This is a genomic window from Streptomyces amritsarensis (assembly GCF_001953875.1).
Taxonomy (GTDB): Bacteria; Actinomycetota; Actinomycetes; order Streptomycetales; family Streptomycetaceae; genus Streptomyces; species Streptomyces amritsarensis.
In genome coordinates this window covers 1-14348 of the sequence record NZ_MQUR01000056.1, presented here as the reverse complement: position 1 = coordinate 14348, position 14348 = coordinate 1, and the positions used below count along the sequence as shown (strand labels likewise).

Genomic DNA, 14348 nt, shown 5'->3' with positions numbered 1-14348 from the left:
ACCCGCCCGGACCAACGGCCGGGGGCCGGTCCGCTCACCCGCCGCTCATCGGCCGGTCATTCCCCGGCCGGGGCGACGTCCCGCAGTAGCTGCGTGAAGGCCGCCTCGTCGACCACCGGGGTGCCGAACGCCTTCGCCTTGACCGTCTTCGAGGTCGCCGAGTCCGGGTCGTTCGTCACCAGGAGGCTGGTGAGCCGCGACACGCTCGTCGCGACGTGCAGGCCCGCCTCGACCGCCCGGTCCTCCAGCAGCTCCCGCTCCACCGAGGTGTCACCGGAGAAGGCCACCCGCATGCCCTGCTTCAGCGGCTTGCCGTCCTCGAAGCGCCCCGGATTGGGGTGCGGGCACGGCGGCCGCCTGCGCGAGGGCCGCCAGCTGCCGCCCCGGTACGACGCCTGGTGGCCCACGCGCGGGGCGGCGGCCGAGTCCGACCACTCGGTCAGCGGCCGGCATTCCAGCAGCGGCAGCCGTACGCCGCCCCGCGCGGCGGCGTGCAGCGACGGACGGAAGGCCTCCGCGAGCACCCGGGCGTCGTCGAGGGCGTGGTGGGCGCGCTGCTGGACGACACCGAAGTGTGCGGCGAGCGACTCCAGCTTGTGGTTGGGCAGCGGCAGGTCCAGCTCCTTGGACAGGGCGATGGTGCACAGCCGCTGACGGACCGGCGCGGTCGTCTCGGCACGCGCGTACTCCCGGGCGATCATCTGCCAGTCGAAGATGGCGTTGTGCGCGACCAGCACGCGGTCCGCGAGCCTGCCGGCGAACTCCTCGGCGATGTCCTTGAAGAGCGGCGCACCTTCGAGCACATCACTCGTCAGACCGTGGATCCACACCGGCCCGGGGTCGCGCTGCGGGTTGACCAGGCTGTACCAGTGGTCCTCCACGTTGCCCTGGGCGTCGAGCCGGTAGACGGCGGCGGAGACTATCCGGTCGTCGCGAGCGAGCCCGGTGGTCTCCACGTCGACGACCGCGTACCCCTGTGGGTACGCGGTCGGCCACGTCGTCTCTGCGGTCGTACGGTCGTCGAGCATGGTCACAGAGGATATCGGCACGGACTGACACCGCGGCCCCACCCTCGGTCAGCGGTTCACCGGCCGGTCCTCGGCGCGGGCGCCGGGTGTGCCAGCAGGGCCGTCACCAGGGCCCGTACGGACAGCAGGAAGAGCCGTTCCGGATCCGCGGGCCGGGCCAGTGCGCGGGCGAGGGCCGGGTCGTGGGGGGCCGCCGCCGGGTCCCACAGCTCGCTCTCGGCCGGGACCTGGGCGGGGGAGCGCTCGCGGTTGCGCTCGACCAGCAGGAACCCGACGATCTGGAACTGCACCGCGCGCACGGCGTCGGCCGCCCGGGCGCCGCGCAGGCCCGCGGCGTGCACCTCGTGGACCAGCGCCTGCTGCGCGGGCAGGAACATCCGCTCCGTGAGGCCGCGTTCGTGGACCATCGCGATCAGGTGCGGCCGTCCGCGCAGCTCGCGGCGCAGGATCCGGGCCACCGACTCGATCCGCTCGGCCGGGGTGCGCCCGACCGGGGAGATCGCGCCCATCTCCTGCACGGTCCGCTCCACGACGGCGTCGAGGAGCGATTCGCGGTTGCCGACGTGCCAGTAGATGGACGTGACCGCGGTGCCCAGCGCGGCGGCGAGCCCCCGCATCGTCAGGGCGGCCGGCCCGCGCTGCCTGACCAGGGACGCGGCGGCGTCCAGCACCTCGTCGCGGGTCAGCGAGGATCTGGCCATGTCAGCGGTCCACCGATCTGTTGGTGCGTCAATTCTGGTGCATGCGCGGGGGTTTACCCTTCATCGGCTGCGGTGTAACTGTGTTACAGACCCGAACCGAGAGGTGGTGCGAGACATGGCACGCGTACGGTACGGAGCGCGCACCGAGGCCGAGATCGCCGCGTCGCGCGAGAAGAGTTCCAAGCTCCCCGACATCTGGTCCACCGGCGTGGTCGCCGTCTGGGAGACCGATCCCGACGTGGTCGCCGCGGTCCTCCCGCCGCCGCTCAAACCGTCCGAGCGGCCCCTCGTACGGGCGAACATCAGCCAGGTCGACCTGCCCGGCTACCCGCTCGGCGCCGGCTCGGTGGCCGTCGCCGCCCGGCACGACGGCGTGGAGGGCTGGTACCCGCTGGTCATGCCGATGACCCACGAGCGCGCCCTGACCGGCGGCCGCGAGGTCTTCGGCGAACCGAAGAAGCTGGGCGAGGTCACCGTCGAGCGCGACGGCCTCGTCGTACGCGCCGCCCTCGCCCGGCACGGCATCGCCTTCGTCGAGGTCCGCGGCGCCGTGGACCGCCCGCTCCCCCTGCCCGAGCCCACCCGGAAGACCGACTTCTACTTCAAGTTCCTGCCCACCGTCGACGGTTCGGGCCTCGACGGGGACCCGGTCCTCGTGCACTGCGTCCGTCACGAGAAGGTCCGCAGGCTGGAGCACGTCACCGGCGACATCGTCCTGCGCGAGTCGATGTTCGACCCCGTGGCCGACCTCCCCGTCCGCCGGATCGTGGAGATCACCCTCGGCGAGAAGACCACCGACCAGAAGGGCCGGGTCGTCGAGCGGGTCAGCGCACAGGCCCTGCTCCCGTACATCCACCAGCGCTACGACGACCCCCTGCAGATCCTCGACGGCCCGCCGGAAGGGAGCCTGTGAGATGCGGCTCGAACCGGGACGGACGGCCGTCGTCACAGGTGCGGCGAGCGGCATCGGCCTCGCCATGGCCCGCCGCTTCGCCGCCGAGGGACTGAACGTGGTCCTCGCCGACGTCGAGGAGGCCGCCCTGCGCCAGGCCGCCGGCGAACTCGCCGCGGACGGGGCGCAGGTGCTCGCCCGGACCGTGGACGTCAGCGACCGCGAGTCGGTGCTCGCCCTCGCCGACGCGGCCTACGACACCTTCGGCGCCGTCCACGTCCTGTGCAACAACGCGGGCGTCGGCTCCGGCGCCGAGGGCCGGATGTGGGAGCACGAGCCCAACGACTGGAAATGGGCCTTCTCCGTCAACGTGTGGGGCGTCTTCCACGGCATCCAGGCCTTCGTCCCCCGCATGATCGCCGGCGGCGCCCCGGGCCACGTCGTCAACACCTCCTCCGGCGACGGCGGCATCGCCCCGCTGCCCACCGCCTCCGTCTACGCCGTCACCAAGGCCGCCGTGGTCACCATGACCGAGTCCCTCTACGCCCACCTCAAGGCGGAAGGCGCGGCCGTCGGCGCCTCCGTGCTCTTCCCCGGCCCGCACATGCTGCGCACCGGCCTGTGGGAGTCCCACCGCAACCGGCCCGAGCGGTACGCGAAGCAGCGCCCGCGCAGGACCCCGTACCGCCGCCTCGACCAGTACGAGGCCGCGATGAAGCAGGCCGGCCACGAGGTGCACTTCACCCCGGTCGAGGAGGTCGCGGAGCACGTCGTCGCCGGCATCCGCGCCGACCGCTTCTGGATGCTGCCGCCGAGCGAGCACAGCGACCGGCAGATCCGCGCCCGGTCGCAGTCGATGCTCGACCGCGCCGACCCCGCCTACCTGGAGAGCTTCATCCTCGACTGAGGAGCGTCCGCCATGAGCGACACCACGAGGACCACCGCGACCGACACCGCGACTGACACCCCGTACGAAGACCCGTACCTGATCATCTCCTCCGACTGCCACGCAGGCCTGCCCACGGAGCAGTACCGCCCCTACCTCGACTCCCGCTTCCACCGCCGCTTCGAGGAGTTCCTCGGCCAGCGCGACGCCCGCCGCGCGGAGGCCACCCGGCTGGGCGTCCGCAACGAGGCCTTCGCCGAGAAGTGGTTCCACGATCACGAGGAGGGCCTGCGGGGAGGCTGGGACACCGGGCAGCGGCTGAAGGAGCTCGACGGCGACGGCGTGGCCGGCGAGGTCGTCTTCCCCGACGCCGACGCCGTCGACAGCCAGACCGCCGCCCCCTTCGGGGTGGGCCTCGGGCTCTCCGGCGACCAGGACCCCGAGCTCGGCATGGCGGGCGCGCAGGCGCACAACCGCTGGCTGGCCGAGTTCGTCTCCCAGACCCCCGAGCGCCACTGCGGCGTCGCCCTGCTGCCCATCACCGGCGAGCCGGACACGGTCGTCGCCGAGATCCACCGCGCCAAGGAGTCCGGGCTGGGCGCGCTGATGATCCCCGCCATGTGGGTGGACAAGGCGCCCTACCACGACCGCCGCTACGACCCGGTCTGGGCGGCGGCGGCCGAGACGCGGATGCCGATCGTCACCCACTCCGGGTCCTCGCCGCGCCACGAGTACGGCGACCACCTGGGCATCTTCGTCTCCGAGGTCACCTGGTGGCCGGCCCGCCCGCTGTGGTTCCTGCTCTGGTCCGGAGTGTTCGAGCGGCACCCGGGCCTGAAGTTCGGGGTCGCCGAGTCGGGCTGCTGGTGGCTGCCGAACCAGCTGTGGTTCATGGACCGGCTCTACCTCGGCGCGCACGGCGGCAAGAAGCTCTCGCCCTTCGAGGAGCTGAAGCGGCCGCCGAGCGAGTACCTGGACCGCCAGGTGTTCGTCTGCGCGACGAACACCAAGCGGCGGGAACTGGCCCAGCGCTACGAGATCGGCGTGGACAACATCCTGTGGGGCTCGGACTTCCCGCACCCCGAGGGCACCTGGCCGAACACCCGGAGCTGGCTGAGGAACACCTTCCACGACATCCCCGTCGACGAGACCCGCCGGATGCTGGGCCTCGCCGCGGCCGAGGTCTTCGGCTTCGACACCGCCAAGCTGGCCCCGACCGCCCGCCGGATCGGCCCCACCCCGGCCGAGCTGGACCAGTCCCGGGACCAGGCGGCGGTGGCGGCGTCCTGGGCGCGCTCGCGCGAGGTGGGCCGGCACTGGCTGACCGGACACGACTTCCCGGTACTGGGGGTTGCGCAGTGACCGGCTTCGCGGCGACCGGCGACGACCGCTACACCGTGATCTCGGCGGACTGCCACGCGGGCGCCGACCTCCTGGACTACAAGCCGTACCTGGAGAAGCGGTACCACGACGAGTTCGACGCCTGGGCCGCCACCTACGTGAACCCCTACGAGGACCTCCTCGCCGACACGGCGGACCGCAACTGGAACTCCGCGCGGCGCCTGGCGGAACTGGAGGCGGACGGCATCGTCGCCGAGGTCGTCTTCCCCAACACCGTCCCGCCGTTCTTCCCCAAGGCCTCCCTGATGGCGCAGCCGCCGACAGCCGCGGAGTTCGCGATGCGGTGGGCCGGCCTGCAGGCCCACAACCGCTGGCTGGCGGACTTCTGCGCGGACGCACCAGGACGGCGGGCGGGCGTCGCGCAGATCCTCCTCAACGACGTCGACGCGGCGGTGCGGGAGATCCGCCGCACGAAGGCGGCGGGCCTGACGGGCGGCATCCTGCTGCCCGGTGTGCCGCCCGGCTCCCCCGTCCCCGAGCTGTACTCGGCGGCCTACGACCCCATCTGGGCGGTGTGCGAAGAGCTGGACGTCCCGGTCAACCACCACGGCGGCTCGGCGTCGCCGCCGCTCGGCGACGAACCGGCGGCCCGGGCCGTCTTCATGGTGGAGACGACCTGGTTCTCCCACCGGGCCCTGTGGCACCTCGTCTTCGGCGGGGCGTTCCGGCGCCACCCGGGCCTGAAGCTGGTCCTGACGGAACAGGGCTCCGGCTGGATCCCGGGCGTGCTGGAGATGCTGGACTACTACCACGGCCGCCTGGTCGCGGCCTCGGCCACCGCCGAGGCGAAGTTCGGGGCCGGCCTCGCCGAGGCGATGGGCCGGGGCCCGAGCGAGGTCTGGCGGGACAACTGCTTCGTGGGGGCCAGCTTCATGCGCCCCCACGAGGTCCCGCTGCGGGACCGGATCGGCCTCGACAAGATCATGTGGGGGAGCGACTACCCCCACGACGAGGGCACGACCCCGTACTCCCGCGAAGGCCTCCGCATCGCCTACGCGGGCCTCCCGCGGGACGAGGTCGCCGCGATGGCCGGCGGCAACGCGGCCCGCGTGTACGGCTTCGACCTGACCCTGCTGGACGCCCTCGCGGCCAAGCACGGCCCGCTGGTCTCGGAGATCGCCGAACCCCTGACCCGGATCCCGCCCGGGGCCACCAGCCCGGCCTTCGCCAGGGGCGGCTCGGTCCGGGTCTGGTGACGGACGGCTCCCGCCGGGGCGGCTCGGATCCGATACCCGAGCCGCTCCGGCGGGAACAGCTCCGCACCAAGCAGGTCGCCGGGGGCCGTACCCCTCGGGGGCCGCCGCGTCCACCGGGCCCGGTACGGCGAAGGCGTCGCCGACCCGCGGCCACCGCCGCCAGGCGATCGTGTTGCGGGAGGCCGGCGGTGGCCTCGTCCATGCGGGTCGCGAGGGCTTCGCTCAGGCGGCGGAACCCACCCATCCCGAACCGACGGTAACCCCGATGGATACCGATCGGTAACAACCCCTGGCGGCAGCCCCCGAGGCGCCCTATGGTGCGGACATGCCGAACCTGCCCGATGTCGTGCTGTGGTCCATACCCGCCTTCGTGCTGCTCACCGTCATCGAGCTGGTGAGCTACCGCCTCCATCCCGACGACGACGCGGCCGGCTACGACACGAAGGACGCCGTCACCAGCATCAGCATGGGACTCGGCAGCATCGGTTTCGACCTGCTCTGGAAGATCCCGGTGGTCGCCGTCTTCACCGCCGTCTACGAACTCACCCCGCTGCGGGTGCCATTGCTGTGGTGGACCATCCCGCTGATGCTGCTCGCACAGGACTTCCTCTACTACTGGCAGCACCGCGGCCACCACGTCATCCGCATCCTGTGGGCCTGCCACGTGGTCCACCACAGCAGCCGGAAGTTCAACCTCACCACCGCCCTGCGCCAGCCCTGGACCAGCGCCACGACCTACTGGTTCTACCTGCCGATGGTGGCCGTCGGGGTGCACCCGGCCGTGATCCCGTTCTGCTACGGCATCAATCTGCTCTACCAGTTCTGGGTCCACACCGAGCGCATCGGGAAGCTGCCCCGGGCCTACGAGTACGTCTTCAACACCCCCTCCCACCACCGCGTCCACCACGCGTCCCAGGGCGGCTACCTCGACCGCAACTACGGCGGCATCCTGATCATCTGGGACCGGATGTTCGGCTCCTGGGTGGGGGAGACCGACAAGCCCGTATACGGCCTCACCAAGAACATCAACACCTACAACCCGCTGCGCGTCGCCACCCACGAGTACGCCGCCATCGCGCGGGACGTCCGCGCCGCCCGGAGCTGGAGCGAGCGGGCCGGCCGGGTCTTCCGCGGCCCGGGCTGGCAGCCCGCGGCATCGGCCCAGGCACCCGTGCCGGAGCAGGCCCCCGCCGCCCCCGCCAAGGCTCCCGCGGCGCCTGCCGCCGCCGAGGTCACCGCGCCCGCCCCCGCCGCCCGCGCCGAGGCCCCCGCGGGCGTGCCCGCCGCCGATCCGGCCGCCGCCGTACAGGAGACCACCGCGTGAGCACCGCAGAGTCCACCGGCCGCCCCGGCCCCTCCTGGGCGGCCCACGGGGCGGCGGCCGGCCGCGAACGGCTCGGCCGCGTCGCCCTCGGGTCCTTCGCCGTGGCCGCCGCGGCCGACCTCGGCTCGCTGCTGGCCGACTGGCACCTCGGGCACGTCATCGCCAAGCCGCTGCTGATGCCGCTGCTCGTCGCCTACGTGATCACGCGCGGCGCGCCCCGCCTGCTGGTCGCCGCCCTGCTGTTCGGCTGGGGCGGGGACCTGGCCCTGCTCTTCGACGCCGAGGCCGCCTTCCTCGTCGGGATGGGCTCCTTCGCCGTCGGTCACGTCTGCTACCTCGTCCTGTTCGGCAAGCGGCCCGCGAACGCCCTGCTCGGGGGCGCCTACGTGCTGGCGCTCCTCGGAACCGTCGCCCTGCTGTGGCCCGATCTGCCCGCGTACCTGCGGATCCCCGTGGCCGGCTACAGCCTGCTGCTGACCGCCATGGCCTTCCGCTCCAGCGCCCTCGGCCTGCGGGCCGGCATCGGCGGAGCGCTGTTCCTGCTGTCCGACACCCTCATCGCCACCGGCGTCGCCGCATGGCCCCAACTGCCCCGCCCCGACTTCTGGATCATGGCCACCTACCTGGCCGCCCAGTACCTGCTGGCCACCGCGGCGACCGACCGCGAAAGCAGGCGTACCGTAGGACGGCCATCAGTCGTACAGGACTGAACAACCCCGAGCCGGAGGACTGCACCACCATGCGCGCCACCGTCATCCACGCCCCGCACGACATCCGCGTGGAGGAGGTGCCCGACGCTGCGATCCAGCGCCCCGAGGACGCCGTCGTCCGCGTCCTGCGCGCCTGCATCTGCGGCAGCGACCTGTGGGCCTACCGGGGCGAGGCCCAGCGCCGGCCGGGCCAGCGCATCGGCCACGAGTTCCTGGGCGTCGTCGAGGAGACCGGCCCGGCCGTGTCCGGCGTGCGCGCCGGCGACCTGGTCGTCGCGCCCTTCATGTGGTCGGACGGCACCTGCGCGTTCTGCAAGGAGGGCCTCTACACCTCCTGCGACCACGGCGGCTTCTGGGGCTCGGTCGGCCACGACGGCGGCCAGGGCGAGGCCGTCCGCGTCCCGCACGCCGACGGAACACTGGTGAAGCTGCCCGCCGACGCCGCCTCCGACGACCACCTGCTCACCGGCCTGCTCGCCCTCTCCGACGTCATGGGCACCGGCCACCACGCCGCGCTGGGCGCGGGGGTGCGCCCGGGCTCCACGGTCGCCGTGGTCGGCGACGGCGCGGTCGGCCTGTGCGCGGTCCTCGCCGCCAAGCGCCTCGGCGCCGAGCGGATCATCGCACTGGGCCGCCACGCGGTCCGCACCGACATAGCCAGGCTCTTCGGGGCCACCGACGTCGTCGCCGAGCGCGGCGAGGCCGCCGAGGCGGCGGTGCGCGAGCTCACCGGCGGCCGCGGGGCGCACTGCGTCGTCGAGGCCGTCGGCACCGAGCAGTCCATGCGCACCGCGGTGGGCATCACCCGCGACGGCGGGGCCGTCGGCTACGTCGGCGTCCCGCACGGCAGCGCTTCCGGCCTCGACCTCGGCGTCATGTTCGACCGCAACATCACCCTGCGCGGCGGTGTCGCCCCGGTCCGCGCCTACATCCCGGAGCTGCTGGAGGACGTGCTCAGCGGGGCGATCGACCCGGCGCCCGTCTTCGACCGCGCCGTGTCCCTGGACGAGGTCCCGGACGGCTACCGCGCGATGGACGACCGCAGCGCGCTCAAGGTGCTGATCAAGCCCTGACCCACCGCGGGCACAGGCCCTGATCCGCCGCGGGCACAGGATCCGGCCCGCGGCGGGCTGGAGTACGGACGGGCCGGGCGGGGTGGTCCCCGCCCGGCCCGTCCGTCCGTTCGCCGGGTCGGACTACTTCACGGCCTTGAGGGCGTCCACGACGCCGTAGCCGTAGTAGCCGGTCTGGCCCCACTTGGCCTGGCAGGTGGTGGCGTTGATCAGCGCACCCTTGGCGTCGTATATCTGGGCCGGGCAGGTCGCCTTGGTGGACTGCGCCTTCAGCATCGCCTGGAGCTGCGACGGCGTGGCCGAGGGGTGGGCGCTCTTGAGCAGCGCTGCGACGCCCGCGACGTGCGGGGCGGCCATGGAGGTGCCCTGCTTGTAGCCGTAGCCGCCGCCCAGGACGGTCGACAGCACGCGCCCGTTGGCGTCCGGGGTGGCCGGGACCTGCCACTTGTCGCCGCCGGGGGCCGCGACGTCCACGACCCCGAGGCCGTAGCTGGAGTAGTAGGAGCGCAGGCCCTGGTCGCCGGTCGCGGAGACGGTGACCACGCCGGGCAGCTGCGTGGGCAGGTCCAGGCAGACCTTCGGGTCGATGGTGCGGGTGACCGGGGTGGTGTCGTTCGGGCTGGTGGTGTCCTCCAGGGAGGCCGCGGCCAGGTCCTGGTTGGAGTTGCCGGCCGAGGCCACGTGCAGCGTGCCCTTGCGCTCGGCGTACTTGGTCGCCCGCCCGATGGCCTCCACCAGCGCCTTCTGGTCGTCGTCGGTCTTGCAGTTGAAGAGCCACGGGTCGACGTAGTAGCTGTTGTTGGTCACCTCGATCCCCTTCTCGGCGGCGAACATGAAGCCGCAGACGACCGCCTCGGTGTAGAAGAGGCTGGTCCCGGGCTCGCTCACCTTGATCGCGGCGATCTTCACGCCGGGTGCCACACCGCTGATGCCGATGCCGTTGCGGGGGGCGCCGATGGTGCCGGCCACGTGCGTGCCGTGGTCGCTGCCGTCCGCGTACGGGCGCCAGGCGCCCTCGGTGGTGTCCGCGACGCCGCCGACGCAGTTGGCCGACTGGCTCTTGGAGAAGTTCGGGGCGAGATCGGGGTGGGTGTCGTCCACGCCCGTGTCGATGATGCCCACGGTGACGTCCTGGCTGCCATCGTTGATCTTGTGAGCCTCGTCGGCCTTGATCGTCCGCAGGTCCCACTGGTTGGGCTCGAGCGGTTCCTGACCCTCCTGGGCCTGCGCCGCCGCCTTGGCGGCGTCCGCCTCGCCCAGCCGCTGGGTCGCGCCCTCCTCGGTGGTCTGCACGGCGGACATCGGGGCCGTCCGGGTGGCGCCGACCGACACGAACAGCCCGCGCTGGGCGCGCAGCTGCCGGGCGAAGTCCGGGTTCTGGGAGTGTGCGACGACGACACCGATCTGCTCATAGGCCGTCACCACCGTTCCGCCGGCCCGCTCGACGGCCTTCTTCGCCGCCTTCACCGTGGCGTACGCGTTCAGGTTCGCCACGTAGGACAGCTTGGGGCCGTCGGCCGCGGCCTTCGAAGCCGTCGCCGTGCCCGCGGTGCCGTCCAGCGGAGCGGCGGAGGCCGACACCGAGGGCAGCAGGGCGAGCGAGGCGGTGAGCACCAGGCCGACCGGTACGGCGAGGGCACGCCGGCGGGCGGATCCCAGATGAGCCATGGGTTCTCCAGATCATCTTGAAAAAGCCGTCCGCGCGCGGTCGCGCCGGACGGGTCCATGACAAGTGAACCTAGTGCCGCCGTTCCCCTCTCCGCCATCAGTTCGAGAAATCAGTTCACGAAAGATCCCTGGGCGTTGAACCGTCCCGACACGCCGGCCGTGCCGTTGACAGAGGGGGCTCAGCGCCATCGACCCCCCCCACACGGAGGTTGCTTTGTCCGTCGTCCCCACCGCACCTGCGTCACAAGGAGATCCCCCCGTGACCACCGAAGCAGCGCCGCCCCCGGGCAGCGCGGGAACACCCCTGGCGGGCCCCACGGCCGATGAGTTCGTGAGCGTCCAGCAGAGCCCCGAGTTCGCCGAACTCCGCCGCTCCTACCGCTCCTTCGCCTTCCCGCTCACCGTGGCCTTCATCGCCTGGTACCTGCTCTACGTCCTGCTGTCCAACTACGCCGGCGGCTTCATGGGGACCAAGGTCTTCGGCAACATCAACGTCGCCCTGGTGCTCGGCCTCGCACAGTTCGCGACGACCTTCCTCATCGCCTGGCTGTACGCGCGGCACGCCGCCGCCAAGCTCGACCCCCGGGCGGCGGCCATCAAGGCGCGGATGGAGGCCTCCGAATGAGCGGCGCGCACCACCTGACGACGGTCGCGGCCGGCGCCTCCGAGCACCGGCCGCTGATCATCACCCTGTTCGGGTTGTTCGTCGTCGCCACCCTGATCATCACGGTCTGGGCCGGCCGCCAGACCAAGGACGCCGCGGACTTCTACGCGGGCGGCCGCCAGTTCACCGGCTTCCAGAACGGCCTCGCCATCTCCGGCGACTACATGTCGGCCGCGTCCTTCCTCGGCATCGCCGGCGCCATCGCCCTCTTCGGGTACGACGGCTTCCTGTATTCCATCGGCTTCCTCGTGGCCTGGCTGGTCGCCCTGCTGCTCGTCGCCGAGCCGCTGCGCAACTCCGGCCGCTACACGATGGGCGACGTCCTCGCGTACCGGATGCGCCAGCGGCCCGTACGCACCGCCGCCGGCACCTCCACCATCGTGGTCTCGATCTTCTACCTGCTCGCCCAGATGGCCGGCGCCGGCGTCCTGGTCTCCCTGCTCCTCGGCATCACCAGCGACGGCGGCAAGGTCGCGGTCGTCGCGCTGGTCGGCGTCCTGATGATCGTCTACGTGACCATCGGCGGCATGAAGGGCACCACCTGGGTCCAGATGATCAAGGCGGTCCTGCTGATCGCGGGCGCCCTGCTGATCACCCTCCTGGTGCTGGTGAAGTTCAACTTCAACGTCTCCGACCTGCTGGGCAAGGCGGCCGAGAACAGCGGTCAGGGAGTCAAGTTCCTCGAACCGGGCCTCAAGTACGGCAAGGACGCGACCTCGAAGCTGGACTTCCTCTCCCTCGGCCTCGCCCTCGTCCTCGGCACCGCCGGCCTCCCGCACATCCTGATCCGCTTCTACACCGTGCCCACCGCGAAGGCCGCCCGCAAGTCCGTGAACTGGGCCATCGGCATCATCGGCGCCTTCTACCTCATGACCATCGCCCTCGGCTTCGGCGCCGCGGCCCTGCTGGAGCGCGCCGACATCCTCGCCTCGAACAAGGCCGGCAACACCGCCGCGCCCCTGCTGGCCCAGGCCGTCGGCGGCGGCGCGGACTCCACCGGCGGCGCCGTCCTGCTCGCCGTGATCTCCGCCGTCGCCTTCGCCACCATCCTCGCGGTCGTCGCGGGCCTCACCCTCGCCTCCTCCTCGTCCTTCGCCCACGACCTGTACGTGAACGTGATCCGCAGGGGCAAGGCCACCGAGCAGGAGGAGGTGCGCGCCGCCCGCTGGTCCACGGTCGTCATCGGCGCGATCGCCATCGGCCTGGGCGCGCTGGCCCGCGACCTGAACGTGGCCGGGCTCGTCGCCCTCGCCTTCGCGGTCGCCGCCTCCGCCAACCTGCCGACGATCCTCTACAGCCTCTTCTGGAAGCGCTTCAACACACAGGGCGCGCTCTGGTCCATCTACGGCGGGCTGGTCTCGGCGGTCGGCCTGGTGCTGTTCTCCCCGGTCGTGTCCGGCAAGCCCACCTCGATGTTCAAGGACGCGGACTTCTTCTGGTTCCCGCTGGAGAACCCGGGCATCATCTCCATCCCCCTCGGCTTCCTCCTGGGCTGGCTGGGAACCGTCCTCGCCAAGGAGAAGGCCGACCCGCGGAAGTTCGCCGAGCTGGAGGTGCGCTCCCTCACCGGGACGGGGGCGCACTGACATCGTCCGAACACCCAGCGTGGCCGTGTCGTACGTCCCTACGACACGGCCCCGCAACGTCTCGTTCGTTCGGGCACCACGGAACGACACATGCGTCCCGTAGTCTCGGAACAGAGAACGCGTGCAGTGGATCCCATGTCGCGCGTATGTCTACTTCCGGACAGGGGAGGGGGCCCACAGTGCTTCTCGACACCTATGGCCGCGTGGCCACTGACCTGCGCGTCTCGCTCACCGACCGGTGCAATCTGCGCTGTACGTACTGCATGCCCGAAGAAGGCCTGCAGTGGCTCGGCAAGTCCGATCTGCTCACCGACGACGAGATCGTCCGGCTGATCCGCATCGCGGTCACGCAGCTGGGCATCACCGAGGTCCGCTTCACCGGCGGCGAGCCGCTGCTGCGGCCCGGCCTGGTCGGGATCGTCGAGCGGTGCGCGGCGCTGGAGCCGCGCCCCAAGATGTCGCTCACCACCAACGGCATCGGCCTGGGGCGCACCGCGCAGGCCCTGAAGGCGGCCGGCCTGGACCGGGTGAACGTCTCCCTCGACACCCTGCGCCCCGAGGTCTTCAAGACCCTCACCCGCCGCGACCGGCACAAGGACGTCATCCAGGGCATGGCCGCGGCCCGCGAGGCCGGCCTCACCCCCGTCAAGGTCAACGCCGTGCTCATGCCCGGGCTCAACGACGACGAGGCCCCCGACCTGCTCGCCTGGGCCGTCGAGAACGAGTACGAGCTCCGCTTCATCGAGCAGATGCCCCTCGACGCCCAGCACGGCTGGAAGCGCGACGGCATGATCACCGCCGGCGACATCCTGGAGTCGCTGCGCACGCGCTTCACGCTCACCGAGGAGGGAGCCGACGAGCGCGGCTCCGCCCCGGCCGAGCGCTGGGTCGTCGACGGCGGCCCCGCCACCGTCGGCGTGATCGCCTCGGTCACCCGCCCGTTCTGCGGCGCCTGCGACCGCACCCGGCTGACGGCCGACGGCCAGATCCGTACGTGCCTGTTCGCCACCGAGGAGTCCGACCTTCGCTCCGCCCTGCGCTCGGGCGCCCCGGACGAGGAGATCGCCCGGCTGTGGAAGGTGGCGATGTGGGGCAAGAAGGCCGGCTCCGGCCTCGACGACCCGTCGTTCCTCCAGCCTGACCGCCCCATGTCCGCGATCGGCGGCTGACCGGTTGCCGGTTGCCGGCGGCCGGCCGGCCCGCCGGTCCGTACCGGCGG

13 protein-coding genes are annotated in these 14348 nt (G+C 72.1%); 10 read left to right on the top strand and 3 right to left on the bottom strand.

Features of this window, described 5'->3' with window-relative positions; all coding sequences use genetic code 11:
• Positions 1 to 56: 56 nt before the first annotated feature.
• The gene (locus tag AVW11_RS22380) at positions 57 to 1034 is read right to left on the bottom strand and encodes a DEDDh family exonuclease (RefSeq protein ID WP_060180241.1); all 978 of its coding nucleotides are present in this window, start codon (positions 1032 to 1034) and stop codon (positions 57 to 59) included.
• A 50-nt stretch (positions 1035 to 1084) separates the two neighbouring features.
• The gene (locus tag AVW11_RS22375) at positions 1085 to 1729 is read right to left on the bottom strand and encodes a TetR/AcrR family transcriptional regulator (protein ID WP_060180240.1); all 645 of its coding nucleotides are present in this window, start codon (positions 1727 to 1729) and stop codon (positions 1085 to 1087) included.
• Positions 1730 to 1844: 115 nt separating this feature from the next.
• Here AVW11_RS22375 and AVW11_RS22370 point away from each other — a divergent pair, with 115 nt between their 5' ends.
• The 7 genes from AVW11_RS22370 to AVW11_RS22340 all read left to right on the top strand — a co-directional run bounded on the left by AVW11_RS22370 (position 1845) and on the right by AVW11_RS22340 (position 9211).
• On the top strand, positions 1845 to 2642 hold the full coding sequence (locus AVW11_RS22370; RefSeq protein ID WP_076045537.1) for an acetoacetate decarboxylase family protein: 798 nt from the start codon (positions 1845 to 1847) through the stop codon (positions 2640 to 2642).
• Between the two features lies 1 nt (position 2643).
• Positions 2644 to 3528, top strand: coding sequence for an SDR family NAD(P)-dependent oxidoreductase (locus AVW11_RS22365; RefSeq protein WP_076045535.1), 885 nt, complete (start codon positions 2644 to 2646; stop codon positions 3526 to 3528).
• A gap of 12 nt (positions 3529 to 3540) precedes the next feature.
• The gene (locus AVW11_RS22360) at positions 3541 to 4869 is read left to right on the top strand and encodes an amidohydrolase family protein (RefSeq protein ID WP_076045533.1); all 1329 of its coding nucleotides are present in this window, start codon (positions 3541 to 3543) and stop codon (positions 4867 to 4869) included.
• Positions 4866 to 6104, top strand: coding sequence for an amidohydrolase family protein (locus AVW11_RS22355; protein WP_076045531.1), 1239 nt, complete (start codon positions 4866 to 4868; stop codon positions 6102 to 6104). The genes AVW11_RS22360 and AVW11_RS22355 overlap by 4 nt, the downstream gene beginning before the upstream one ends.
• 325 nt (positions 6105 to 6429) lie before the next feature.
• Positions 6430 to 7428: a sterol desaturase family protein gene (locus AVW11_RS22350; protein WP_076045529.1), complete on the top strand. Its 999-nt coding sequence runs from the start codon at positions 6430 to 6432 to the stop codon at positions 7426 to 7428.
• The gene (locus AVW11_RS22345) at positions 7425 to 8138 is read left to right on the top strand and encodes a lysoplasmalogenase (RefSeq protein ID WP_076045527.1); all 714 of its coding nucleotides are present in this window, start codon (positions 7425 to 7427) and stop codon (positions 8136 to 8138) included. Before AVW11_RS22350 ends, AVW11_RS22345 begins: the two co-directional genes overlap by 4 nt.
• Positions 8139 to 8167: 29 nt before the next feature.
• Complete coding sequence (locus AVW11_RS22340) at positions 8168 to 9211, top strand: zinc-dependent alcohol dehydrogenase family protein (RefSeq protein ID WP_076045525.1); 1044 nt, start codon at positions 8168 to 8170, stop codon at positions 9209 to 9211.
• A 123-nt stretch (positions 9212 to 9334) separates the two neighbouring features.
• On the opposite strand, the gene AVW11_RS22335 is transcribed toward AVW11_RS22340, so the two are convergent.
• Complete coding sequence (locus tag AVW11_RS22335; RefSeq protein WP_076045523.1) at positions 9335 to 10879, bottom strand: S8 family serine peptidase; 1545 nt, start codon at positions 10877 to 10879, stop codon at positions 9335 to 9337.
• A gap of 259 nt (positions 10880 to 11138) precedes the next feature.
• On the opposite strand from AVW11_RS22335, the gene AVW11_RS22330 reads away from it, so the two are divergent.
• The 3 genes from AVW11_RS22330 to moaA all read left to right on the top strand — a co-directional run bounded on the left by AVW11_RS22330 (position 11139) and on the right by moaA (position 14298).
• Positions 11139 to 11504, top strand: a complete 366-nt coding sequence (locus AVW11_RS22330; RefSeq protein ID WP_030962185.1) for a DUF485 domain-containing protein — start codon at positions 11139 to 11141, stop codon at positions 11502 to 11504.
• Entirely contained in the window at positions 11501 to 13129 is a 1629-nt protein-coding gene (locus AVW11_RS22325; RefSeq protein WP_060180237.1) for a solute symporter family protein, read from the top strand. The genes AVW11_RS22330 and AVW11_RS22325 overlap by 4 nt, the downstream gene beginning before the upstream one ends.
• 179 nt (positions 13130 to 13308) lie before the next feature.
• A complete protein-coding gene (gene moaA / locus AVW11_RS22320) occupies positions 13309 to 14298 on the top strand; it encodes a GTP 3',8-cyclase MoaA (RefSeq protein WP_030849720.1) in 990 nt (329 codons plus the stop codon).
• The last annotated feature ends 50 nt before the right edge of the window (positions 14299 to 14348 follow it).

Bases quoted from the DNA above. Each gene is read 5' to 3' on its own strand.
- AVW11_RS22375 (WP_060180240.1), bottom strand. From the start codon at position 1,729: ATGGCCAGATCCTCGCTGACCCGCGACGAGGTGCTGGACGCCGCCGCG.
- AVW11_RS22370 (WP_076045537.1), top strand. From the start codon at position 1,845: ATGGCACGCGTACGGTACGGAGCGCGCACCGAGGCCGAGATCGCCGCG.
- AVW11_RS22365 (WP_076045535.1), top strand. From the start codon at position 2,644: ATGCGGCTCGAACCGGGACGGACGGCCGTCGTCACAGGTGCGGCGAGC.
- AVW11_RS22360 (WP_076045533.1), top strand. From the start codon at position 3,541: ATGAGCGACACCACGAGGACCACCGCGACCGACACCGCGACTGACACC.
- AVW11_RS22350 (WP_076045529.1), top strand. From the start codon at position 6,430: ATGCCGAACCTGCCCGATGTCGTGCTGTGGTCCATACCCGCCTTCGTG.
- AVW11_RS22340 (WP_076045525.1), top strand. From the start codon at position 8,168: ATGCGCGCCACCGTCATCCACGCCCCGCACGACATCCGCGTGGAGGAG.
- AVW11_RS22335 (WP_076045523.1), bottom strand. From the start codon at position 10,879: ATGGCTCATCTGGGATCCGCCCGCCGGCGTGCCCTCGCCGTACCGGTC.
- AVW11_RS22325 (WP_060180237.1), top strand. From the start codon at position 11,501: ATGAGCGGCGCGCACCACCTGACGACGGTCGCGGCCGGCGCCTCCGAG.